General features: G+C 64.4%; 19 protein-coding genes and 1 pseudogene. 11 read left to right on the top strand and 9 right to left on the bottom strand.

Annotated features, from left to right (window positions below):
* Nucleotides 1–18: 18 nt before the first annotated feature.
* Together BJ6T_RS32875 and BJ6T_RS32870 are read right to left on the bottom strand one after the other, a co-directional pair.
* A complete protein-coding gene (locus tag BJ6T_RS32875) occupies nucleotides 19–1,533 on the bottom strand; it encodes an acetyl-CoA acetyltransferase (RefSeq protein ID WP_014496887.1) in 1,515 nt (504 codons plus the stop codon).
* Nucleotides 1,534–1,657: 124 nt separating this feature from the next.
* A complete protein-coding gene (locus BJ6T_RS32870; RefSeq protein ID WP_014496886.1) occupies nucleotides 1,658–2,791 on the bottom strand; it encodes a nitronate monooxygenase in 1,134 nt (377 codons plus the stop codon).
* 255 nt (nucleotides 2,792–3,046) lie between these two features.
* Here BJ6T_RS32870 and BJ6T_RS32865 point away from each other — a divergent pair, with 255 nt between their 5' ends.
* Both BJ6T_RS32865 and yghU read left to right on the top strand, forming a co-directional pair.
* Nucleotides 3,047–4,702, top strand: a complete 1,656-nt coding sequence (locus BJ6T_RS32865; protein ID WP_014496885.1) for a flavin-containing monooxygenase — start codon at nucleotides 3,047–3,049, stop codon at nucleotides 4,700–4,702.
* A 173-nt stretch (nucleotides 4,703–4,875) separates the two neighbouring features.
* Complete coding sequence (yghU, locus tag BJ6T_RS32860) at nucleotides 4,876–5,751, top strand: glutathione-dependent disulfide-bond oxidoreductase (RefSeq protein WP_014496884.1); 876 nt, start codon at nucleotides 4,876–4,878, stop codon at nucleotides 5,749–5,751.
* A 169-nt stretch (nucleotides 5,752–5,920) separates the two neighbouring features.
* Here the strand turns inward: yghU and BJ6T_RS32855 are convergent.
* From BJ6T_RS32855 to BJ6T_RS32840, 4 genes and pseudogenes are all read right to left on the bottom strand, one after another.
* Nucleotides 5,921–6,537 (bottom strand): annotated as a pseudogene (locus tag BJ6T_RS32855) (flavin reductase family protein).
* Nucleotides 6,538–6,741: 204 nt separating this feature from the next.
* On the bottom strand, nucleotides 6,742–8,019 hold the full coding sequence (locus BJ6T_RS32850) for an acyl-CoA dehydrogenase family protein (RefSeq protein ID WP_014496881.1): 1,278 nt from the start codon (nucleotides 8,017–8,019) through the stop codon (nucleotides 6,742–6,744).
* 299 nt (nucleotides 8,020–8,318) lie between these two features.
* Complete coding sequence (locus BJ6T_RS32845; RefSeq protein WP_014496880.1) at nucleotides 8,319–8,699, bottom strand: VOC family protein; 381 nt, start codon at nucleotides 8,697–8,699, stop codon at nucleotides 8,319–8,321.
* A 112-nt stretch (nucleotides 8,700–8,811) separates the two neighbouring features.
* Nucleotides 8,812–9,591 carry an SDR family NAD(P)-dependent oxidoreductase gene (locus BJ6T_RS32840; protein WP_014496879.1) on the bottom strand — a complete coding sequence of 260 codons (780 nt, stop codon included), beginning with the start codon at nucleotides 9,589–9,591 and terminating at the stop codon, nucleotides 8,812–8,814.
* 180 nt (nucleotides 9,592–9,771) lie between these two features.
* Between BJ6T_RS32840 and BJ6T_RS32835 the strand changes: the two genes are divergently transcribed.
* The 3 genes from BJ6T_RS32835 to BJ6T_RS32825 are packed head-to-tail and all read left to right on the top strand — an operon-like array spanning nucleotide 9,772 to nucleotide 11,918.
* On the top strand, nucleotides 9,772–10,560 hold the full coding sequence (locus tag BJ6T_RS32835; protein WP_028169750.1) for an enoyl-CoA hydratase/isomerase: 789 nt from the start codon (nucleotides 9,772–9,774) through the stop codon (nucleotides 10,558–10,560).
* Entirely contained in the window at nucleotides 10,557–11,543 is a 987-nt protein-coding gene (locus BJ6T_RS32830; RefSeq protein WP_014496877.1) for a phosphotransferase family protein, read from the top strand. Before BJ6T_RS32835 ends, BJ6T_RS32830 begins: the two co-directional genes overlap by 4 nt.
* Before the next feature lie 3 nt (nucleotides 11,544–11,546).
* The gene (locus tag BJ6T_RS32825; protein ID WP_014496876.1) at nucleotides 11,547–11,918 is read left to right on the top strand and encodes a DUF6285 domain-containing protein; all 372 of its coding nucleotides are present in this window, start codon (nucleotides 11,547–11,549) and stop codon (nucleotides 11,916–11,918) included.
* A gap of 196 nt (nucleotides 11,919–12,114) precedes the next feature.
* On the opposite strand, the gene BJ6T_RS32820 is transcribed toward BJ6T_RS32825, so the two are convergent.
* Complete coding sequence (locus BJ6T_RS32820) at nucleotides 12,115–12,894, bottom strand: enoyl-CoA hydratase-related protein (protein ID WP_028169749.1); 780 nt, start codon at nucleotides 12,892–12,894, stop codon at nucleotides 12,115–12,117.
* Nucleotides 12,895–13,104: 210 nt separating this feature from the next.
* Between BJ6T_RS32820 and BJ6T_RS32815 the strand changes: the two genes are divergently transcribed.
* The gene (locus tag BJ6T_RS32815) at nucleotides 13,105–14,379 is read left to right on the top strand and encodes an acyl-CoA dehydrogenase family protein (protein WP_014496874.1); all 1,275 of its coding nucleotides are present in this window, start codon (nucleotides 13,105–13,107) and stop codon (nucleotides 14,377–14,379) included.
* A 139-nt stretch (nucleotides 14,380–14,518) separates the two neighbouring features.
* Here BJ6T_RS32815 and BJ6T_RS32810 read toward each other — a convergent pair whose 3' ends face one another.
* Both BJ6T_RS32810 and BJ6T_RS32805 read right to left on the bottom strand, forming a co-directional pair.
* On the bottom strand, nucleotides 14,519–16,099 hold the full coding sequence (locus BJ6T_RS32810; RefSeq protein WP_014496873.1) for a fatty acid--CoA ligase: 1,581 nt from the start codon (nucleotides 16,097–16,099) through the stop codon (nucleotides 14,519–14,521).
* A 245-nt stretch (nucleotides 16,100–16,344) separates the two neighbouring features.
* Complete coding sequence (locus BJ6T_RS32805) at nucleotides 16,345–17,217, bottom strand: SDR family oxidoreductase (RefSeq protein ID WP_014496872.1); 873 nt, start codon at nucleotides 17,215–17,217, stop codon at nucleotides 16,345–16,347.
* 105 nt (nucleotides 17,218–17,322) lie between these two features.
* Between BJ6T_RS32805 and BJ6T_RS32800 the strand changes: the two genes are divergently transcribed.
* From BJ6T_RS32800 to BJ6T_RS32780, 5 genes are all read left to right on the top strand, one after another.
* Nucleotides 17,323–18,132, top strand: a complete 810-nt coding sequence (locus BJ6T_RS32800; RefSeq protein ID WP_014496871.1) for a crotonase/enoyl-CoA hydratase family protein — start codon at nucleotides 17,323–17,325, stop codon at nucleotides 18,130–18,132.
* A gap of 161 nt (nucleotides 18,133–18,293) precedes the next feature.
* Entirely contained in the window at nucleotides 18,294–19,838 is a 1,545-nt protein-coding gene (locus tag BJ6T_RS32795; protein ID WP_014496870.1) for an acyl-CoA synthetase, read from the top strand.
* Nucleotides 19,839–19,959: 121 nt separating this feature from the next.
* Nucleotides 19,960–20,754, top strand: coding sequence for an enoyl-CoA hydratase/isomerase family protein (locus BJ6T_RS32790; RefSeq protein ID WP_014496869.1), 795 nt, complete (start codon nucleotides 19,960–19,962; stop codon nucleotides 20,752–20,754).
* 86 nt (nucleotides 20,755–20,840) lie between these two features.
* On the top strand, nucleotides 20,841–21,932 hold the full coding sequence (locus tag BJ6T_RS32785; protein WP_014496868.1) for a rhomboid family intramembrane serine protease: 1,092 nt from the start codon (nucleotides 20,841–20,843) through the stop codon (nucleotides 21,930–21,932).
* Between the two features lie 66 nt (nucleotides 21,933–21,998).
* The gene (locus BJ6T_RS32780; protein WP_028146909.1) at nucleotides 21,999–22,403 is read left to right on the top strand and encodes a YccF domain-containing protein; all 405 of its coding nucleotides are present in this window, start codon (nucleotides 21,999–22,001) and stop codon (nucleotides 22,401–22,403) included.
* The last annotated feature ends 79 nt before the right edge of the window (nucleotides 22,404–22,482 follow it).

The following is a 22,482-nucleotide window of genomic DNA, read 5'->3' as shown; positions in this document are numbered from 1 at the left end:
CGAGCGGGGAGAGGGAGATTAACCGACCCGCCACTCCGGCACGCCATCCGTAGCCATCGTGATCTCGCCGAGCGAACCCACCGGCGTGCGATCCATGTTCAGCAAGTGCGCCAGAGTCGCGGTATCGCTGGCCGCGATGCGCCCCAGCGTACGTCGATCATCTTCCGTCCGCAGCATCACCACGCCGTGCTCGACCTCGCCGCCGCGGCGATGGAGCACGGTAAAGCTCTCGACCTTGCCCCTGCCCGAGACATCCGTGACGAACTCGGGCACCGCGCGCTTGTTGCGGTCGGCCTCTGCCTGCACGCTCGTCTCCTGCGCCAGCGCCTCACGCGGCGTCTTCGACACCACCAATGCGTGGTGCTTGGTGACGAAGCCGCCCTGGCCGTAGAGCAGCCCGAGCTTGGCACCATTGCGCACACGCCGCACCATCGCGCAGGCCGCATGCGTCATGTAGGTGTTGAGCGGCGCGCCGAAGAAGGTGAGGCCACCGGTCACGGTCGGCTTCACGTCGGCGCTGAGGCCCAGAGTCCGCCGCGCCATCTTGGGCACGCAGGGGAAGCAGCTATAGAGCTCGATCGCGTCGAACTTTTTGCCGTCGCCGCCGGCGAGATCCATCGCCGCCTTCAGCACCGCATTCTGCGGATGGCTTTCATGGAACTGATCGCGCAGGAGATAATCGCGCGGCTCTTCGGCCGAGGCGCCGCCGAGCGGGTACACCAGCTTGTCCTCCGCGATGCCGGCCGCGCGCGCCCTGGCGAGGCTGGTGAGCAGCAGCGCGCCGCCCATGTTGACGCTGGGGTTGGCGACCATGAGCTTGTTGTAGGGCCACGCGATCAGCCGGTTGTCCGCCGTCGGCGTCGTGATCTCGTCCGGCGCATAGCGCCGCTTCAGCCAGGCGTTGGGGTTTTCGGCGGCGGCCTCGGAGTAGCGCGACCACAGGGTGCCGGACTCTGCCATGGCTTCGCGCGGGGTCTGGCCCCAATGGGCGGATGAGGCGGACTCATAGAATGGATATACGGTGACGGGACGGAACACGCCGAGCTTCGCCGCCAGCGGCTTCTGGAAGGCCGCCCCACGCTTGGGCTCCTCGACGTCATGGGCGAACGGCGTCCAGGCTAGCTTGACCCCAGCGCGCTCCGCCTTGGTCGCGGTCGATTGCGCCTCCGCGCCGCAGACTGCGGCCACCGTGCATTCGCCACGCGCGATGCGCTTTGCTGCCTCGTGGAGGTAGCGGATCGGGCTCTCGCCGCCGACCGGGCCGTAATAGCAATGCGCCGGCGCAATGCCGAGCCGCTGCGCCAAAAGCTTTTCCGGATCGCGATAGCGCCAGCTCAGGAAGTTGACGACGTCGAGCGACTGCACCTCGCCAAGCAGCTTTGCGCCGGCGTCCTGTTCGGCCCGCCGTAGTGCCTGTTCGAGCAGATCCAACGGCTCGAGGCCGTCGGTGATCTCCTTGGGGCGGTCGATGATCTCGCCGATGCCGACGATGACGGGGATGCGGTCTTCGGGGATATTGGTCTTGTCAGTCATAATCTCGATTCACGATGTTAGTTGTTTCGTCATTGCGAGGAGCAAAGCGACGAAGCAATCCAGAAATGTATCCGCGGAGGCAGTCCTGGATTGCTTCGCTTCGCTCGCAATGACGATGTGCTTGCTACTCCGCCACCAGCGCATTCATGTGCTCGACGGCCTCGGCAAACTCTTCCTTGAACTCCTGGACTACGGCGCCCGCCGACTTCACGCTGTCGATCAGGCCGACGCCCTGGCCGACGAAATAGCTGACGAGGTCGCACGCCTTGGCGTTGCCACTCGCCGCCGCGCGGTCGATCGCGTTGAAGGCGTCGCGGCTAATGACGCTTTGCAGCGGCATCGGCAGCGCGCCGGGGCTTTCCGGCGCGCGGTCCCAGGCATCGGTCCAGACCGAGCGGAGCTGGCGTGCTGGCTTGCCGGTGCGCCCCTTCGAACGGATCGCGTCGCGCGAGGACGCCGCGATCATCTTCTCGCGGAAGATCTCCGTGGTCTCGGCCTCGACAGTGGCGAGCCACACCGAACCGGTCCAAGCGCCGGCCGCGCCCGTCGCCATGCAGGCGGCCATCTGCCGTCCCGTCATGATGCCGCCGGCCGCGAGCACCGGCACGTCGCGGATCTTCTTGATCGCCTTGATCACCTCCGGCACGAGCACCAGGGTTGAGACCTCGCCGCAATGGCCGCCGGCCTCGGTGCCCTGCACCACGAGAATGTCGACCCCGGCCGCGACCTGGCGCAACGCATGTTCCTTGGCGCCGACGAGGGCGGCAACCGGCACGCCGTGCTTCCTGCCCATCTCGATCATCGCCTTCGGCGGCACGCCCAACGCATTGGCGATCAATCGGATCGGATGGTTGAAGGAGACCTCGAGCAGCTGAAGTGCGGTCTTCGCGTCGAACGGTTGCGGCTGGTTGTCGGCTACATCGGTTGTCGTCAATTCGATGTCGTACTTCTTCAGGAGGTCGCGCGTGTAGGCGCGGTGCTCCTGCGGCACGCGCGCCTCCAGGCTCTTCCAGGTGACGTCCTTCTCGCCTGCGGTCGAGATGTTTTCGGGGATCAGGACGTCGATGCCGTAGGGCTTGCCGTCGACATGATCGTCGATCCATTTCAGCTCGCGTTCGAGCGTGTCGGGCGTGTGCACGGTGGCACCCAACACGCCAAAGCCGCCGGCACGGCTGACGGCGGCAACGACGTCGCGGCAATGGCTGAAGGCGAGCAGCGGGAACTCGATGCCCAGCATGTCGCAGATCGGCGATTTCATAGCTCTCTCCCGGCAGCCGTCGCGTTGCTGTTGTTGCTTTGCTTGAGCGAGGGCGCTTCGACGCTAGCTCATCGTCACCCGCGATGCCAAGCCGGATTTGGTCGCGCATCTTGCGTGCAGACGCCACGCGGCGGATGAGCCATTCCGCTGCACAAAATAAGCAGACCGGAGCCCGCCGATTTGCCTCTTGCGCTTTTGTGGGCCTGTGAGAATGCTGGTGCAAACAAAGAGAAAACAGCGAGGGAGCGCCAACCGATGTCGCAAGCGCAAGCGAGTCCGGTCCGAACCGTGAAGGCCTACGACGTGGTCGTCGTCGGAGCGGGCTTTGCGGGCATGTACATGCTGCACCGCCTGCGCGGTCTTGGCTTCTCGGCGCGCGTCTATGAGCAGGGTGGTGGCGTCGGTGGCACCTGGTACTGGAATCGCTATCCCGGCGCGCGCTGCGATGTCGAGAGCATGCAGTACTCCTACTCGTTCTCGGAAGAGCTTCAGCAGGAGTGGGACTGGAGCGAGCGCTACGCGCCGCAGCCGGAGATCCTGAACTACGCCAACCACGTCGCCGATCGTTTTGATCTTCGCCGCGACATCCAGTTCGACACCCGCGTCGAGCGCGTGGCGTTCGACGCGCACGCGAAGTGCTGGTCGGTGACGACGTCCGACGGCGAGACGGTTGAAGCGCAGTTCATCGTGCTTGCGACCGGCTGCCTCTCGAACGCGCGCAAGCCCGACATCAAGGGCCTCGAGAGCTTCAAGGGACCTGTCTACCATACCGGCAGCTGGCCGCATGAACCGGTCGATTTCACCGGTCAGCGCGTCGGCCTCATCGGCACCGGTTCATCGGGTATCCAGTCGGCCCCCATCATTGCCGAGCAGGCACGACATCTCACCGTGTTTCAGCGCACGGCGAATTTTTCGATTCCTGCGCGCAACGCCGCGCTGACCGACGAAGAACGCAACAACTTCCGCAGGACCTATCCGGAGATCCGCCGCTTCGCCCGCGAAGTCGCACGCAACGGCATTTTCGCCGAGCAGCCCGATCGCGGCGCACTCGACGACAGTGACGAGACCAGGAATGGCAAATATTCGGCGCGCTGGGAGCGCGGCGGGCTCACCTTCATGTATGTCTACAACAATCTCGGCCTCGAGCGATCCGCGAACGATACCGCGGCGAACTTCGTGCGCGGCAAGATCGCCGAGATCGTGAAGGACCCCGAAACCGCGAAGCTGCTGCAGCCCAACAGCCATCCGATCGGCACCAAGCGCATCTGCATCGATACGGATTATTTCGCGACCTTCAACCGGCCGAACGTCTCGCTGGTCGACATCAAGACCAATCCGATCGAGGAGATCACGGCGAATGCCGTGCGCGTCGCAGGCAGGGACCACCAGGTCGACGCGCTGGTGATGGCGACGGGCTTCGACGCCATGACCGGCTCGGTCGCGAAGATCGACATCAGTGGCCCGGGCGGACGGACGTTGAACGAGAAATGGGCGGAAGGCCCGAGGACCTATCTCGGGCTGATGAGCGCGGGCTTTCCGAACCTCTTCATCATCACCGGCCCCGGCAGTCCGTCGGTGCTCTCGAACATGATCGTCTCGATCGAGCAGCATGTCGACTGGATCGCCGATTGCCTCGTCCACATGCGCAGGCAGGGTGTTGCCACCATGGAGGCAAGCGGGGAGGCCGAGGACAAGTGGGTCGCCCATGTCAACGAGGTCGCCTACGGCACGCTCTATCCGCAGGCCAATTCCTGGTACATGGGCGCCAACATCCCAGGCAAGCCGCGCATCTTCATGCCCTATATCGGCGGCGTCGGCGTCTACCGCCGGATCTGCGACGAGGTCGCGGCGAAGGGATATGAGGGGTTTTTGCTGGGGCGGGCCGAGCAGCCGCAGGCCGCGGCGTCTTAGGTGTCCCGTTCTTCCGGGGTGTCGCGGGGCGGTGAGCCCGGAACGACGGCGGGGAAGTGGCCTGCCATGACGAAACGTAGAGTTGCCCCGCCCGGCAATGCATTTCTGCGCCCTTGCCATCGGCCATTCGCGGGCTAATTAATGCAGGCGCATCTTTTCGCCGGAGCCCCCGCATGACCGACGCCCCCGCCTACGTGCCGCCCAAAGTCTGGACCTGGAACAAGGAGAACGGCGGGCAGTTCGCCAGCATCAACCGGCCCATCGCCGGTCCCACCCACGACAAGGAGCTGCCGGTCGGCAAGCATCCCTTCCAGCTCTATTCGCTGGCGACGCCGAATGGCGTGAAGGTCACGGTGATGCTGGAGGAGCTGCTGGCGCTCGGCCACAAGGGCGCCGAATACGATGCCTGGCTGATCAGGATCGGCAATGGCGACCAGTTCGGCAGCGGCTTTGTCGACATCAACCCGAACTCGAAAATTCCCGCGCTGGTGGACCGCTCCGGTCCCGAGCCTGTCAGGGTGTTCGAATCCGGCTCGATCCTGGTCTACCTCGCCGAGAAGTTTGGCGCCTTCCTGCCGAAGGACATCAAGAGCCGCACCGAGGCGATGTCCTGGCTGTTCTGGCAGATGGGCAGCGCGCCCTATCTCGGCGGCGGTTTTGGTCACTTCTATGCTTACGCGCCGACCAAGATCGAATACGCCATCGACCGCTTTGCGATGGAGGTCAAGCGCCAGCTCGATGTGCTCGACCGGCGCCTTGCCGACAACGAGTACCTCGCGGGCAATGAATACAGCATCGCCGACATCGCGGTGTGGCCCTGGTACGGCGCGCTCGCCAAGGGGCTGGTCTATGGCGCCGGCGAATTCCTGTCGGTGCAGGACTACAAGCACGTGCAGCGCTGGACCGACCAGATCGCCAAGCGCCCGGCCGTCAAGCGCGGCCGCATGGTCAACCGCGTCTCCGGCGATCCCGCCAGCCAGCTCCACGAGCGGCACGACGCCGGCGATTTCGACACCAAGACGCAGGACAAGATCGAGCCTGCAACGTAGGTGCTTTACTCCCTCGCCCTGCTTGCGGGGAGAGGGTTGGGGTGAGGGGGAGTCTCCCCGAGGGCGGTGACAGTTGGGACTCGCGGAGACTCCCCCTCACCCGGATTGCATCTTCGATGCAATCCGACCTCTCCCCGCAAGCGGGCGAGGTAAGAGAAGTACCCGCGGCCTACTTCCCCTTCGCCCCTTCCGCGGCCGGGAACACCACGCGATCATCCGTGCGGCAGTAGCGATCCGCGAACATGCGGCCGATCGGGTGATAGCGGTCCATGTGCACCCTCATCGCCTTGTCGTCCCATAGTTCGTCGCGGATATGGAAGTGGATGCCCTCGCCCATGATGAGCCGGCGATCGTCGTTGACGTCGATCATCTTCCAGAGCTTGCACTCCATCGCCCAGGGCGTGTCGGCGAGCCGCGGTACGGCGATCTTCGTCGACGGTGCGAGCTTCAGCCCGAGATAGTCGGGCTCGCCCACTTCGGGGGAAAGTCGCCGCTGCTCTCATGCATGGCTTTCGCTAGCGGCTCGTCGGCGAGGTTGACCACGAACTCGCCGGTGCGCTGGATGTTGAGAAACGTGTCCTTGTCCTGGCCGTTGGGCTTCCGGTTTGCCGCGAACATGCACAGCGGCGGATCTTCGCAGAAGGCGTTGAAGAAGCTGAACGGCGCGGCGTTGACGATTCCGGTCGGCCCGACCGAAGTCACCCACGCGATCGGCCGTGGCAGGATGAAGGACGTCAGCACCTTGTAGCGCTCGCGTGGCGTCAGGTCGCTGGCGGCGTATTCCATGGTGGCTCCGTTGCTTTCTTCGCTTCTCCCCGCCTGCGGGGAGAGGCCGGATCGCATCGAAGATGCGATCCGGGTGAGGGGCCTCTCCGCGAGTCCGACTGTCATCGTCCTTGCGGAGGCTCCCCCTCACCCTGACCCTCTCAGCGCGAGCGCAGCTCGTCGCGGCCCCGCAAGCGGGAAGAGGGAAAGAGAGAGGCGAGACCTTTACGCCATGCTCAGCTCGTGGCGTCCCACCACCATCCAGTGCACCTCGTCCGGACCGTCGGCGAAGCGCAGGTGGCGGACGTCCTGGTACATCTCGGCGAGCGGGGTCCAGTGCGAGATGCCGGTGGCGCCGTGCATCTGGATCGACTGGTCGATGATCTTGCAGGCGCGCTCCGGCACCATGGCCTTGACCATGGAGACCCAGACGCGGGCTTCCTTGTTGCCGAGCACGTCCATGGCCTTGGCGGCCTTCAGCACCATCAGCCGCATCGCCTCGATCTCGCAGCGCGCCTGCGCGATGATCTGCATGTTGCCGCCGAGATGGGCGATCTTCTTGCCGAACGCCTCGCGGGTGAGGCCACGCTGCACCATCAGATCCAGCGCCTTCTCGGCCTTGCCGATCGTGCGCATGCAATGATGGATGCGGCCCGGGCCGAGGCGGAGCTGCGAGATCTCGAAGCCGCGGCCTTCGCCGAGCAGCATGTTCTCCTTGGGCACACGGACGTTGTTGAAGCGCATGTGCATGTGGCCGCGCGGGGCGTGGTCCTGGCCGAACACGTACATGGGCCCGAGCACCTCGACGCCGGGCGTGTCGCGCGGCACCAGGATCTGCGACTGCTGCTTGCTCGGCGCCGCATCCGGATTGGTCTTCACCATCACGATGAGGATCTTGCAGCGCGGATCGCCGACGCCGGAGATGTAGTATTTCTCGCCGTTGATGACCCATTCGTCGCCGACGAGCTTTGCGGTCGTCGAAATGTTCTTGGCGTCGGAGGAGGCGACGTTCGGCTCGGTCATGACATAGGCCGAGCGGATCTCGCCGTTCATCAGCGGCTTCAGCCACTTCTCCTTCTGCTCCTTGGTGCCGACGCGTTCGAGCACTTCCATGTTGCCGGTGTCCGGCGCCGAGCAGTTCATGGTCTCGGACGCCAGCGGGCTCTTGCCGAGCTCGGAGGCGATATAGGCGTAGTCGAGATTCTTCAGGCCCTGGCCGGTCTCGTCATCGGGCAGGAAGAAGTTCCAGAGACCTTCCTTCTTCGCCTTGTTCTTGGCGACCTCGAGCACCTCGAGCTGCTTCGGCGTGAAGCTCCAGCGGTCCTGCTTGCCTTCGCCCGCCTTGGCGAACTCGATCGACATCGGCTCGACGGTGTCGCGGATGAACTTCCTGACGTGGTCGTAGAGCGGCCGGACCTGGTCCGACATGCGGAGATCGTTGAGCTCGTCGCCGGGATTGAGGGTGTAGTTGGTGGTGCGGGGTATGTAGGCGTGCTTTGTCATTGTTCCTCCCGGGGTCACTGAGATCGCGTTGGGCCGCAGAATAGTCGCAGCGCGGCCAAAGCGCGAGCGCGCATTTTTTCAGGCGACCCATGCCATGCGATGGAATATCGCGAGAGCGTTTGAAATGTTGTTTGAACGTGTCGAGTGTTTCCGCGTGCCCGCGCGCCAATCTCCGCCGTCATCGCCCGACTTGATCGGGCGATCCAGTATTCCAGAGGCGGCCGTGATTGAGCCGAAAGGCCGCGGCGTACTGGATGCCCCGGTCAAGCCGGGCCATGACAGCGGTGGATGTCGCAGGCCTAGTTCGCCATCCGATGCATCGCGCAGATCTTGTTGCCGTCGAGGTCGCGCAAATAAGCGATGTAGAGCTTGTTCCCTGCGCCCTCGCGGATGCCGGGCGGATTCTCGATCGGCGTTCCGCCGGCGGCGACACCGGCGGCGTGCCATTTGTCGACCTGCTCAGGCGAGTTAGCGGCAAAGCCGATGGTGCCGCCATTCGCACACGTGGCGGCCTCGCCGTTGATCGGCTTCGTCACCGAGAACACGCCGGTCTTGGTGATGTAGAAGATGCGATGGCCGTCGACCCTGGCCGGGCGCACCTCGAGCGTGCCGAGCAGCTGGTCGTAGAACGTCTTGGCCTTGTCGAGGTCGTTGGTGCCGATCATGATGTGTGAAAACATTTTGCCCTTGCCCTCAGAGTTTGTAGCCCGGATGGAGCGTAGCGAAATCCGGATATTGCTTACTTTTGGAAAGCCCCCGGATTGCGCTGCGCTCCATCCGGGCTACGAGAAATCAAAACGCCGTATAGCCGCCGTCGATCACGAACGTATCCGCGGTGTGATACGACGACGCCTTGCTCATCAGATACACCGCGATGCCGCCGAAATCGCTGGCCTCGCCGAAGCGCCGCATCGGAATGCGCGGCATCACATTGGCCACGAACTTCTCGTTGGCCATGATGCCCGCGGTCATGTCGCTCTTGATCCAGCCGGGAAGGATCGCATTCGCGGTGACGCCGTGACGCGCCAGCTCGACGCCGAGCGCGCGCACCAGCGCGTTGATCGCGGCCTTGGTCGCAGCATAATGCTCATTGCGCGCCGTGCCGAAGATCGAGGCGAGGCTCGATGTCGCGACCAGCCGGCCGAAGGGATCGCCGGCATTGGCGCGCTCGGTCATGTGTTTTGCGGCGGCCTGGAACGCGTGGAACACGCCGTCGAGATTGGTCGCAAACATCGTGCGCCACTCTTCCTCGGTGCGCTCGATGAAGGAGCGCCGGCCGCCACCGCCGATGCCGGCATTGGCAAAGCAGCCGTCGACCCGGCCGAAAACGTCGAGCGTCGCCTTCATCGCGGCATTGACCGAAGCCGGATCGGTGACGTCGCAGACGCGGGTGTCGACCTTGCCTGATAGCCCCGTCATGCTCGCGGCAGCAGCCTTGTTCTTGTCAGGATTGCGGCCCCAGATCGAGACGTTGCAGCCCTGGCCGGCGAGCGCCTGCGCGATGCCGAGCCCGATACCGCCATTGCCGCCGGTGATCACGGCGACGCGGCCGCTGAGGTCGAAAAGGTTCATGGCGCGTTTCCTGTTTTGGGCACGGGCGCGCGCCAGCCTGTGCGCGCAAGATTGTGCGATACGACGACAAGGTATGTTCGGACCACCATGGACAAGGCCGCGACAAAAATCAAATATGCGCCCCCGGCAAAACCAATTCCGGTCTGCGAAACATCGCTAGTACCAACTGACGAGGAAACCATGCAGTTCAAACACGTCACGCTCGATTTCGATGGCTCGGTCGCGATCCTCCGGCTCGACCATCAGGAGGTGATGAACGCGGTCTCCATGGACATGCTGGGCGGCCTCTCCGATGCGCTCGACGCGATCGAGGAGAAGAAGGGCGAGGTGCGCTGCGTGGTGCTGACCGGCGCAGGGCGGGCGTTCTGCACCGGCGCGAATCTCCAGGGTCGCAACAACCAGTCGAAGAAGACCAAGGCCGGCCTGACGCTGGAGACCGGCTTTCATCCCTTCCTGCGCCGCATCCGCAATCTGCACTGCCCGATCGTCACTGCGGTCAACGGCCCGGCGGCCGGCGCCGGCATGAGCTTCGCGCTGCTCGGCGACATGATTTTGTGCGCGCGGTCCTCTTACTTTCTCCAAGCGTTCCGTCGCATCGGCCTGGTGCCGGATTGCGGGTCGACCTGGCTGCTGCCGCGCCTCGTCGGCCGGGCGCGCTCGATCGAATTGTCGCTGATGGGCGAGCGGCTGCCGGCCGAGAAGGCGCTGGAATGGGGCCTCGTCAACCGCGTCTACGACGACGGCGTGCTGATGGAGGAGGTGATGAAGCTCGCGCGCGACCTTGCCAGCGGTCCGACGGTCGCGCTGTCGCTGATCCGCAAGCTCTACTGGGACAGCCCCGAAAATTCGTTCGAGGATCAGCTCAATCTCGAATTCCAGTGCCAGCTGCGCGCCGGCGACACGGACGATTTCCGTGAGGGCGTTGGCGCGTTCCTGGAGAAGCGCCCGGCGCAGTTCAAAGGCAAATGATCGAGGCCGAGCTCTCCCGCAGCGTCGCGCGCTGGTGCGAAGGGGCGACCGGCGTCACCGGCGCGGCAAAACTGTCCGGCGGCGCCAGCCAGGAAACCTGGCGCTTCGACATCGAGCATCCCGATGGGCCGATCGGCGCGATCCTGCGACGCTCGCCGAAGGGCTATGGCGCCGCGCCGACGCGCGCGGCGGGCCTTGCGGCTGAGGCGCGGCTGATGCAGCTCGCTTTCGAGGCCGGCGTTCCGTCGCCGCGCGTCATGCACGTGCTGACGCCGGACGAGAATCTCGGCACCGGCTTCATCATGCAGCGGGTCGAGGGCGAGACCATCGCCCGCAAGATTCTGCGCGATGATGAGTACGCGGCGGCGCGGCCGCGTCTCGCGCGGCAGATCGGCGGCGTGCTCGCCGGCCTGCACAAGCTGCCGCAGGACAAGCTGCCCGAACTGCGCAGCCGGTCCGCGACCCAGGAGATCGGCGAGTTCGAGCGCGACTATCGCAGCCTGAGCTGGCCAAAGCCCGTGTTCGAGCTGGCGCTGCGCTGGCTGCGCGACCATGATCCCGGTCCCTCGGCAGAGACGACGCTGGTGCACGGCGATTTCCGCAACGGCAATCTCATCATCGGCGCCGACGGCGTCCGCGCGGTGCTCGACTGGGAGCTCGCCCATCTCGGCGATCCCATGGAGGATCTCGGCTGGGTCTGCGTCAACTCCTGGCGCTTTGGCGAGATCGACAAGCCGGTGGGCGGTTTTGGCACACGCGAGGAATTGTTCGCGGGCTACGAAGCGGCAGGCCGCAAAGTCGACCCGTCGCGCGTCAAATTCTGGGAAGTGATGGGCACGCTGCGCTGGGGCATCATGTGCGGCGGCATGATGCAGCGGTTTCGTGAGGGGCCTGACCATTCCATGGAGCGCGCCATGATCGGCCGCCGCGCCTCAGAGACCGAGATTGATCTGTTGCGGCTGCTGGCACCGCGCGGGAGCTGACACATGCAGGACGAACCGACCCCGATCGAGCTGATCAAGGCGGTCGCCGATTTCCTCCGCAACGACATCACGCCGCTGATCTCCGGCCATCAGGCCTTCAAGCTGCGCGTCGCCGTCAACATCCTCGACCTCGTCACGCGGCAGCTGACGCAGGAGGAGGGGGGCGATGCAAGGGAGGTCGAGCGGCTGCGTGCGCTGCTGGGCATGGACGGCTCGGTCGCCGATCTCAACCGCGCGCTCGCCGATCGCATCGCCAGGGGCGAGATCGACCTCGCAACGCCGGGACTTGCCGAGCATCTGTGGGCGACCACGATGGACAAGCTCGCGGTCGATCAGCCGAATTACGCGTCATACAAGCGGGAGCTGGGGCGATAGGCGGGTCGGGCGGCCGCGCTCCATACTCGCCGTCATCGCCCGCCTCGTGCGCAATTGCGCACAGGGGCGGGCGATCCAGTATTCCAGAGACGGCAGTGATTGAACCCAGATGCTGCGGCGTACCGAATGCCCCGGTCAAGCGGGGGCGTGACAGCGGTGATGTTGGGAACGCCCGTCGTCGTGGCGGAGAGACTTCCTACTTCCCCACCCATTTCGGCGGCCGCTTCTCCGAGAACGCTTTCGGGCCCTCGATATAGTCCTGCGAGGCCACCATCGCCTTCACCGCCGGATAGTCGCGCTGCTCCTCGATCGCCTGTTCCAGTGATACGGCAAGCCCCTTCTGGATGGTCTGCTTCGACGCCCGGATCGACATCGGCGAGTTCTTGGTGATCATCTCAGCCCAGCGCAATGCGCCCGACAGCGCCTCGCCCTGCGGGACCACCTCGTTGACGAAGCCGAGCTCATGGCCCTCCTTGGCGCTGACATGGCGCGCGGTGAGGATCATGCCCATGGCGCGCTTCAGGCCGATCTGGCGCGGCAAGCGGTGCAGGCCGCCTGCAAGTGCGGCGAGGCCGACGCGTGGCTCGGGCAGGGCGAAGGTCGCATTCTCGGACGCGATGATCAGGTCGCAGGCGAGCGCGATCTCGAAGCCGCCCCCCATGGCGACGCCGTTTACCGCGGCGATGATCGGCTTGTCGCAGTCGAAGCGCGAGGTGAGGCCGGCAAAGCCGCCCTTGTCCCAGCCGCGCTTGCCGCCCGCCGCCTGCCATTTCAGATCGTTGCCGGCGCAGAACGCCTTGTCGCCGGCGCCGGTGACGACCGCGACCCACTGCTCGGCGTCGGTCGAGAAATCGTCGAACACCTTCTGAAGCTCGAAATGCGCATCGATGTGCAGCGCGTTGTAGACCTCGGGCCGCGACAGCGTGATGATCGTGATCGGCCCCTTGCGTTCCACCTTTGAGAATTTCAGATCCATCGCGCGCTCCCGCATTTTCTCGTGAAGGAATATTGCGGACATACTAGCGCGCGTCGGCGCCGCGACACCATCGAATTGCGCGGACACGCCTTGCGCTGTCACACGCCTTGCCTTGCTTGACTTGCGCGCGCACTTCTCACCTTAATCGTGTGAAGCAAAATTGCGCCTAGCGCCTTAACGCAAAACATAAAATGAATCCGGGAGAGCACCGTGGATTTCTCATTGCCTGCCGATCTCGTCGCCTATCTCGGAGAGCTCGATCGTTTCATCGACCGCGAGATCAAGCCGCTCGAGCAAGCCGACGACAACATCCGCTTCTTCGACCATCGCCGCGAATGGGCGCGCACCGATTTCGAGAATGGCGGCCTGCCGCGGCATGAGTGGGAGGCGCTGCTGCGCAAGGCCAAGGATCTCGCGGACGCCGCCGGCCACCTGCGTTTTCCGGTGCCGAAGCAATATGGCGGCAAGGACGGCTCCAACCTCTGGATGGCCGTGATCCGCGAGCACTTTGCCGCCAAGGGTCTCGGCCTGCACAACGATCTCCAGAACGAGCACTCCATCGTCGGCAATTTTCCCGTTGTCACCATGCTCGATCGCTATGGCCGCGACGACCAGAAGGCGATGATCGACGGCTCGATCAAGGGCAAGTACCGTATCACCTTTGGCTTGACGGAGCCGCATCACGGCTCGGACGCCACCCACATGGAGACGCGCGCGGTGCCCGCGACCCGTGACAACGTCAAGGGCTGGATCATCAACGGCGAGAAGATGTGGACGACCGGCATGCACGTCGCCACGCATTGCGCGCTGTTTGCGCGCACCTCGGGCAATGACGGCGATGCCCGCGGCATCACCTGTTTCCTGGTGCCGGCCAAGAGCCATGGCGTCAAGGTCGAGGAGTACATGTGGACCTTCAACATGCCGACCGACCATCCCCGCGTCAGCTTTACGGATGTGTTCGTGCCGGAGGACGCGCTGTTCGGCGAAGTCGGCCGCGGCCTGTCGCTGGCGCAGTGCTTTGTGCACCAGAACCGCATCCGCCAGGCGGCGAGCTCGCTCGGCGCTGCCGTCTACTGCATCAACGAGAGTGTGAAATACGCGCGCGAGCGAAAGCCGTTCGGCAGAGCGCTCGCCGAGAACCAGGCGATCCAGTTCCCGTTGGTCGAACTCGCAACCCAGGCCGAGATGCTGCGCCTGTTGATCCGCAAGACGGCCTGGGAGATGGACCAGCTCGACGAGGAGCAGATCGAGCGCACGCTCTCCGACCGCGTCTCGATGTGCAATTACTGGGCAAACCGCCTCTGCTGCGAATCCGCCGACCGTGCCATGCAGGTCCACGGCGGCATGGGCTATTCACGCCACAAGCCGTTCGAGCACATCTACCGCCACCACCGCCGCTACCGCATCACCGAAGGCAGCGAGGAGATCCAGATGCGCAAGGTGGCGGGATTCCTGTTCGGGTATATGGGGCCGGGGAAGCATTAGGGGCGCCCACCAGCATCGTAGGGTGGGCAAAGCGAAAGCGTGCCCACCGCTGCTGTGCAAACGCGGAGAAATGGTGGGCACGGCGCTTTGCGCCTTTGCCCACCCTACGGCACCGCGCTTGTCAGGGACGGCAGCGGGGCTAATTCACCCTTCGATCCTTCCCCGCCCAATACGGCTCGCGCAACTGCCGCCGCAAGATCTTGCCTGACGGATTCCGCGGCAGCGCCGGCAAGAACTCCACGCTCTTCGGCGTCTTGAACCCGGCGATGCGCTCGCGGGTGAAGTTGATGATGTCGGTGGCGGTCGCCTGCTTGCCGGGCTTCATCACCACGACGGCTTTCACGGCTTCGCCCCATTTGTCGTCGGGCACGCCGATCACGGCGGCTTCCGCGACATCGGGATGATCGCACAGCGCGCTCTCGACCTCAGCCGGGTAGATGTTCTCGCCGCCGGAGATGATCATGTCCTTGATGCGGTCATGGATGTAGAGATAGCCGTCCTCGTCCATGTAGCCGGCGTCACCGGTGCGCAGCCAGCCGTCATTGCGCAGCGTCGAGGCAGTCGCCTCCGGCAAATTCCAGTAGCCGGCCATGTTGGAGCCCGAGCGCGTCGCGATCTCGCCGACCTCACGCGGCGGCAGCGGCTTGCCGTCCGCATCCAGGATCGCGATCTCGACGCCCGGCAGCGCCTTGCCGGCCGAGCGCATCCGCTCGAGGCCCTCGACGTGGTCCTCCGGCGGCAGCGCGACGATGGTGCCTGTCGTCTCGGTCATGCCGTACATCTGCACGAAGCCGCATTTGAAGATCTCGATGCATTCCTTCAGCAGCGCCGCCGGAATCGGCGAAGCGCCATACAGCATGTATTTCAGCCGCGAGAAATCGACCGTCCTCGCGCGCGGCTGCCGCACCACGAACTGCATCGCCGCCGGCACCATGAACAGCTTTGTGATGCCCGACTGCTCGAAGAAATCCAGAACCTTGGTCGGATCGAACTCGCGCGCGATCACGCCGCGGGCGCCGTGATAGAGCCCCATCACGCCCCAGCCGGAGCCGCCGATGTGGAAGATCGGCATCGCCACCAGCGACACGTCGTCGGTCGACCACCGGTTCCATTCCGGCTTGTCCTCGGCATTGCCGGTTTGCACGAGGTTGAGGAAGTTCGCATGCGACAGCATCGCGCCTTTCGGCTTGCCCGTGGTGCCCGATGTGTAGAGCTGGATTGCGATGTCCCTCGTGTCGATCGGCACCCTGGGATCATCGCCGCTCTGCGCATCGCGCCAGGCCGTAAAATCCTGCCATTCCGGTGCGCCGCCTTCGGTGGTGATGACAGTGCGCACGCCAGGCAGCTGGTCCTTGATCTGGCGGACCTGCGCGATGAACTCCGGCCCCACGAACAGCACCGGCGCCTTGCAATCCGCGACGATGAAAGCGACCTCGGGCCCGGCAAGCCGCCAGTTCACCGGCGCCATCACCACGCCGGCCTTCATCGCGCCCATCAGCAGCTCGAAATAGAGGTCGCTGTTCTTGCCGAGATAGGCGATGCGGTCGCCGCGTCTGACGCCCATCGCGATCAGCGCGTTGGCGACCTTGCTGGTCCTAGCGTTAAACTCGGCAAAGCTGGTGACGCGGCCTTCGAACTCATAGGCGGTGGCGTTCCCGCGGCTCGTCGCCCGCTCGCGCACCATGTCGGCGAGATTCGCCAATGGCTGTGTGGTGGACATGTCTCTCCCGTGGCGTCTTGTTTTTATGCCTGGGAGTGTGGCGTCATCCGCGGGTGAAGACAAGATGGGAGAGTCACTGTCGTCCCGGACAAGCGCAGCGAAGCGGAGCGCAGATCCTGGACCCATAAGCACAGGGAGGAGTTGTGGCGCGAGACCGGGGTTATGAGTCTTCGGCAAACCTCATCCTGGGGTTATGGGTCCCGGGCTCGCGCTATGCGCGCCCCGGGACGACAGCGGTGGGTGCATTATCCCCGCTTCGCCCGGTCCTTCTCGTTCTGCGCCATGATGCTCTCGCGCGCGGTCTTCCAGTCGTCGTCGCCCCAGTCGCGGAGCTGGTAGAAATTGCCGCCCATCGCCAGCGCCTGCGCGCCGTCCATCGCGATGGTCTCGCCGCTGATCCAGTCGCAACCGCCGGAAATCAGGAACACCGCGAGGTTCTGCAATTCCTCCATGGTGCCGACGCGGCCCATCGGGTTCATCGCCTTGGTGCGCGCGCCGGCTTCGTCGCCGGGCTTGATGCGCTTGCTCATGCCCTCGGTCGGGATCTCGCCCGGCGCGATCGTGTTGAGGCGGATGCCGTAGCGGCCCCATTCGGTCGCGAGCGACATCGTCATGGCGTGGATCGCCGACTTGCTCATCGCCGACGGCACCACGTAAGGCGAGCCGTTGCGCACCCAGGTCGTGGTGATGGAAACGACATTGCCGGGCTGCTTCAAGGCGATCCAGCGCTTGCCGACCGCATGGGTCACATAGAACGTGCCGTGCATGACGATGTTGGCGACGGCGTCGAAGCCGCGCGGCGACAGCTCCTCGCTGCGCGAGATGAAATTGCCGGCTGCGTTGTTGATGAGATCGGTGAGGGGAGCGTCACGAAAGATGGTCTCGACCATCTCGTCGACCGCGAGCGCGTTGCGGATGTCGACGCCGTGGCTGGTGACGCGGCCACCATGCAGGTCCATCAGCTCGGTCGCGGTCTCGTCGCACACGATCTTGCGCCGACCGCAGATGTGCACCTCTGCTCCAAGCTGGAGGAAGCGCGCCGCCATCGACTTGCCGAGCCCGGTGCCGCCGCCGGTCACGAGAATGCACCGGCCGGCCAGAAGATTTTCCTTGAACATGGGTGTTTCCCCCGTAGGGATTGTCCGTTAATTGGTCGATTGACTAAATCCGGCCGCCGGCTTCCTGTAAAGCGGCACTGAACAAGAACAGGGGAGAATTCATCCATGGAAGAGCGCGTCTCGATCTCGATCTCGGAAGGCGTCGCCGACGTGCGCCTGGTGCGCGCGGACAAGATGAATGCGCTCGATCAGGCGATGTTCGAGGCCCTTGTTGCCGCAACCGACCGGCTTTCGAAGGAAAAGGGCGTGCGTGTCGTCGTGCTCTCGGGCGAAGGCCGCGCGTTCTGCGCCGGTCTCGATATGGGGCGATTTGCCGCCATGAAGGAGAAGGGCGGTAACGGAATTCCGGGTGGCGAAAATCGCGATCTCACCAAGCGCACCCATGGCCAGGCGAACTTTCCGCAACAGGCGGTATGGGGATGGCGCCAGTTGCCGGTTCCCGTGATCGCGGCCGTGCACGGCGTCGCTTTCGGCGGTGGCTTCCAGCTCTCGCTCGGTGCCGACATGCGCTTTCTCTCGGCCGATGCGCGGATGTCGGTGATGGAGATCAAATGGGGCCTCGTGCCCGACATGGCCGGCACGCCGATCCTGGCCTCGCTCGTGCGCGACGACATCCTGCGCGATCTCACCTACACCGGCCGCATCTTCTCCGCGCAGGAGGCGATGAGCTACGGCCTCGCGACGCGCATCTGCGACGACCCGCGCGCCACGGCTCTCGAAGTCGCGCGCGAGATCGCCGGCAAGAGCCCCGATGCGATCCGCGCCGCCAAGCGCCTGCTCAACAATCTCTCGGTCGACCCCGGCCCGGCGCTGCTCGCCGAATCCGTCGAGCAGCAGAAGCTGATCGGCAGCGCGAACCAGACCGAAGCGGTGCGCTCCAATCTGGAGAAGCGCGCGGCGAAGTATGCGGATTAGTAACTCCCCGTCATTCCGGGGCGATGCGTAGCATCGAGCCCGGAATCCATAACCACGATCGGGAGTATGGATTCCGGGCCTGCGCCTTTGGCGCATCCCGGAATGACGATCGCGGGTGTAGCTGCAGTTTTGAACCGACGAAAGATCGGAAAAAGCAACAAATGAGCGAAACGTCAGAGTTCCTCGGCATCGTCTCCGGCGAGCGCCGCCGCACCCACGCCGAAGTCGCCAGCCGCGCCGATCGCATCGCGAGCGGCCTCGCCAAAATCGGCGTCAGGCAAGGCGATTGCGTCTGCATGCTGATGCGCAACGACATCGCCTTCCTCGAAGCTGCCTACGCCGCGATGCGGTTAGGTGCCTATGGTGTGCCGATCAACTGGCACTTCAAGCCGGAGGAGATCAACTACATCCTCGGGGATACCGGCACGTCCGTGCTGATCGGGCATGCCGACATGCTGCATGCCTTGCGCGATGCCATTCCGAAGGGCGTCACCGTGCTCAGCGTGCTGACCCCGCCGGAGATCCTGTCCAACTACAAGATCGATCCCGGTCATCTGAAGACGCCGGACTTCGCGATCGATTTCGAATCCTGGCTGGCGCAACACCAGCCCTATGACGGCCCGGTCGTGCCGCAGCCCATGAACATGATCTACACATCAGGCACGACTGGCCACCCCAAGGGCGTACGGCGCAATGCACCCACGCCGGAACAGGCGGCGGCCAGCGAGCGCATGCGCGCGATGATCTATGGGCTCAAGCCCGGTGCCCGCGCGATCCTGCCGGGTCCGCTCTATCACTCCGCGCCGAACTCGTTCGGCATTCGCGCCGGCAAGCTCGACGGCGCGCTGGTGCTGATGCCGCGCTTCGAGGCCGAAGAATTTCTGGACCTGATCGAACGATACAGGATCGACACGATATTCATGGTCCCGACCATGTTCATCCGCCTGATGAAGCTGCCGGAGGTGGTCCGCAAGAAATACGATGTCTCTTCGCTCCGCCACATCATCCATGCCGCCGCGCCATGTCCGGCCGACGTCAAGCGCGCGATGATCGAATGGTGGGGGCCAGTGATCTACGAATTCTACGGCTCGACCGAATCCAGCGCCGTCACCTTCGCGACCTCAGAGGATGCGCTCAAGAAGCCCGGCACCGTCGGCAGGATTTCGCCCGGCGCCGAACTGCGCTTCATCGGCGATGACGGCCGCGTGCTGGGCGTGGGCGATATCGGCGAGATCTATTCCCGCATGGCCGGGATGGCCGACTTCACCTACCACAACAAGCCGGAGAAGCGCACCGAGATCGACCGCGACGGTTTCATCACCTCGGGCGACGTCGGCTATATCGACGAGGACGGCTACGTCTTCATCTGCGACCGCAAACGCGACATGGTGATCTCAGGCGGCGTCAACATCTATCCGGCCGAGATCGAATCCGTGCTCCACGCAGTGGCCGGCGTGCATGATTGCGCCGTGTTCGGCATCCCCGATGCCGAGTTCGGCGAGGCACTGATGGCGGTGGTCGAGCCGCAGCCAGGTGTCACGCTCGATGCCGGCGATATCCGCACCCGGCTCAAGGGCTCGCTCGCCGACTACAAGGTGCCCAAGCACATCGAGATTCGCACGAGCCTGCCGCGCGAAGACTCCGGAAAGATTTTTAAGCGGCGCCTGCGCGATCCCTATTGGGAGCAGGCGGGACGCAGGATCTGACACTGCGTAGGGTGGGCAAAGCGAAGCGTGCCCACCATTACGGTCGCAAGGAATCGATGGTGGGCACGGCGCTTCGCGCCTTTGCCCACCCTACGAGATACGGGACGGGGAAACATTTGTCATGACCGACGCCGCAAACGAAGTCCTCTACGAAGTCGCCGACCACATCGCGGTGATCACGCTGAATGCGCCGGAGCGCATGAACACGATCTCCGGCCCGATGCTGAACGATCTGGCGCGGCTGCTGACCGAGGCCAATGAGGACCGCAACGTCCGGGTCGTGATCCTCACCGGCAAGGGGCGGGCATTCTGCGCTGGCCTCGATTTGCGCAAGGAGCGCGACGGCAACGGCCTCAGTGCCGCGTCTTCGCCGACCACGATCAATCTGCGCAACACGCCGCCCACCGTGCTTCAGGCGATGGACAAGCCGACCATCTGCGCCGTCAATGGTGGCGCAGCCGGTTACGGCATGGACACCGCGCTCGGCTGCGATATCCGCATCATGGCGGAGTCCTCGAAGCTTGCGGCGGCCTTCGTCAAGCGCGGCGTCGTGCCGGAATCCGGCGGCACCTGGCTGCTGCCTCGGATGCTCGGCTGGGCCAAGGCCTCCGAGCTGATCTTCACCGGCCGGACGCTCAGCGCCCGCGAGTGTCTCGAATGGGGCCTCGCCAACGAGGTCGTACCGGATGCCGATTTGATGAACCGCGCCCGCGCCATCGCCCGCGAAATCGCCGCCAACGCGCCGCTCGCGGTGCAGGCCTCCAAGCGCATGATGCGGATGGGCCTCAACGAGAACTTCTCCGATCACGTTCACCACGTCTACCTCCAGCTTCTGCCGCTGTTCAAGACACAGGACATGGCCGAGGGCATGAAGGCGTTCATGGAGAAGCGTGAGGCCAAGTTCGAGGGGCGGTAGGCGCGGCCGGCCGGCACGCGCTGGAGTAGCAATCATCGATCGGCTCGGCTAGGTTGCGGTTCCCGCCCAGCTGCTTGCGATGACCCATGCCCTCATACCGTGCCAGTCCCGGCTTCTTCGAGGTCCCTCATGCGGCCGTCTACGCGCTGATGACGGTGACGGTCCTCGCATCGGGATTTTGCTTCATCCAGGCGGGCGGCCCGTCGGCACCGGCGGAGTTGCTGTATCGGTCCGGCGGCATGTATTCGGCCGCAATCGCGCGGCATGAGTACTGGCGCCTGGTTGCCTATGGCTTTCTGCACGTCAATTTCGTCCATCTCACGGTGAACATGCTGTGTCTGGTGCTTTGGGGTGGACATCTCGAGAAGCGGGTCGGTCCGGCTTATTTCCTCATCATCTATCTCTGCGCGATGGTGTTCGGTGCCGTCATCGGCAATGGCATCCATTCCACCCCCTATTTGACAGTGGGCGCGTCCGGCGCCACGTCGGGCATTTTGGGCGCACTGCTTTGCCTTTGGATTCTCGGCAAGCTCGACCTCAGGTTCGATTTCTTCGCCATCAACATCGGGCTGAATATCGCGTTTGCGTTCGGCAATTCGCGCATCGATTGGGGCGTTCACCTCGGGGGCTTTGCCGCCGGATTGATCGCTTGCGCATTGCTGGATCTTGTCGAGAAGGCGAATGCCTGGGCGCTTCGTTGCAAGTTTCCCGAAGTCGTGAAGGTCAATCTCACCCTGCTTGCCTGTGTCATTGCGCCCTGGGCCTGGAGCATTCAGGCCCAGGCCATCGCCGCGGGGGCTTCCGGCTGGGGTCTGATGATCATCATCGCGGTCGCATGCTGTGCCGTCGTGAAGCTGGTTGATCTCGCGCTCTCCATGAAGAAGGGTCTCGCGATCGTCGTCACGGCCCTGGCCGCAGCGAACGCTGCCGCCGTAATGCTGTGCGGTTGGGTTCTGGCATTTTCTTGCTGGCCGCACTTGCCAATTGGATACATTCCGCTCGACATTTTCCTGGTCATATTCTGCCCGAATCCCGTTCTCATCTCGGGCCTCACCGCGATTGGCGTCGGCGCGGTGACGCTTTGTCTCTGCGCGAAGGAGATTTCGCGAGGGATCGGGGATGTTGGATTCGTCGGTGCCTCGCTGCGCGCCGAACGCAGCCGTCGCCAGGGTCTTTGATCCCAGGGATCGCACCCATATATGCAAGGTCATCGTCTCGCGGATCATCCCAAGGCTCCCAAATCCATGGCTCCCGTCTCCATCCTGCTCAACCTGCTCTGGATTCTCATCGGTGGTGCCTGGATGGCGTTCGGCTGGCTCGTTGCCGCCGTCATCATGGCCATCACCATCATCGGCCTGCCCTGGGCGCGGGCGGCGTTCAACATCGCCGTCTACACGCTGCTGCCGTTCGGCTCGAGAGCGGTCAACCGTTACGAGGTCACCGGCACGAGCGACATCGGCACCGGCCCGCTCGGGGTGATCGGCAATATCATCTGGTTCGTGCTCGCCGGCTGGTGGCTGGCGCTCGGCCACGCCTTGACCGCGCTGGTTCTCGCCATCACCATCATCGGCATCCCCTTCGCCTGGGCCCACCTGAAACTCGCCGGCATCGCGCTCTGGCCGATCGGCAAGGTGATCGTGCCGGCCTAGCGCAAGGAGCGATCGTCCCTTTCAGTGTGCGCCGCCCCCAACTTCATCTTGCGCTGCGGCAAAAACTTGCACACTCGGC

The sequence above is a fragment of the Bradyrhizobium japonicum USDA 6 genome (genome assembly GCF_000284375.1).
In the GTDB taxonomy this organism is placed as follows: Bacteria; Pseudomonadota; Alphaproteobacteria; order Rhizobiales; family Xanthobacteraceae; genus Bradyrhizobium; species Bradyrhizobium japonicum.
This window is presented reverse-complemented; position numbering and strand designations above follow the sequence as displayed.

Coding starts and splice junctions, on each gene's coding strand:
- BJ6T_RS32875 (WP_014496887.1), bottom strand. CDS start 1,533: ATGACTGACAAGACCAATATCCCCGAAGACCGCATCCCCGTCATCGTC.
- BJ6T_RS32870 (WP_014496886.1), bottom strand. CDS start 2,791: ATGAAATCGCCGATCTGCGACATGCTGGGCATCGAGTTCCCGCTGCTC.
- BJ6T_RS32865 (WP_014496885.1), top strand. CDS start 3,047: ATGTCGCAAGCGCAAGCGAGTCCGGTCCGAACCGTGAAGGCCTACGAC.
- yghU (WP_014496884.1), top strand. CDS start 4,876: ATGACCGACGCCCCCGCCTACGTGCCGCCCAAAGTCTGGACCTGGAAC.
- BJ6T_RS32850 (WP_014496881.1), bottom strand. CDS start 8,019: ATGACAAAGCACGCCTACATACCCCGCACCACCAACTACACCCTCAAT.
- BJ6T_RS32845 (WP_014496880.1), bottom strand. CDS start 8,699: ATGTTTTCACACATCATGATCGGCACCAACGACCTCGACAAGGCCAAG.
- BJ6T_RS32840 (WP_014496879.1), bottom strand. CDS start 9,591: ATGAACCTTTTCGACCTCAGCGGCCGCGTCGCCGTGATCACCGGCGGC.
- BJ6T_RS32835 (WP_028169750.1), top strand. CDS start 9,772: ATGCAGTTCAAACACGTCACGCTCGATTTCGATGGCTCGGTCGCGATC.
- BJ6T_RS32830 (WP_014496877.1), top strand. CDS start 10,557: ATGATCGAGGCCGAGCTCTCCCGCAGCGTCGCGCGCTGGTGCGAAGGG.
- BJ6T_RS32825 (WP_014496876.1), top strand. CDS start 11,547: ATGCAGGACGAACCGACCCCGATCGAGCTGATCAAGGCGGTCGCCGAT.
- BJ6T_RS32820 (WP_028169749.1), bottom strand. CDS start 12,894: ATGGATCTGAAATTCTCAAAGGTGGAACGCAAGGGGCCGATCACGATC.
- BJ6T_RS32810 (WP_014496873.1), bottom strand. CDS start 16,099: ATGTCCACCACACAGCCATTGGCGAATCTCGCCGACATGGTGCGCGAG.
- BJ6T_RS32805 (WP_014496872.1), bottom strand. CDS start 17,217: ATGTTCAAGGAAAATCTTCTGGCCGGCCGGTGCATTCTCGTGACCGGC.
- BJ6T_RS32800 (WP_014496871.1), top strand. CDS start 17,323: ATGGAAGAGCGCGTCTCGATCTCGATCTCGGAAGGCGTCGCCGACGTG.
- BJ6T_RS32795 (WP_014496870.1), top strand. CDS start 18,294: ATGAGCGAAACGTCAGAGTTCCTCGGCATCGTCTCCGGCGAGCGCCGC.
- BJ6T_RS32790 (WP_014496869.1), top strand. CDS start 19,960: ATGACCGACGCCGCAAACGAAGTCCTCTACGAAGTCGCCGACCACATC.
- BJ6T_RS32785 (WP_014496868.1), top strand. CDS start 20,841: ATGCCCTCATACCGTGCCAGTCCCGGCTTCTTCGAGGTCCCTCATGCG.
- BJ6T_RS32780 (WP_028146909.1), top strand. CDS start 21,999: ATGGCTCCCGTCTCCATCCTGCTCAACCTGCTCTGGATTCTCATCGGT.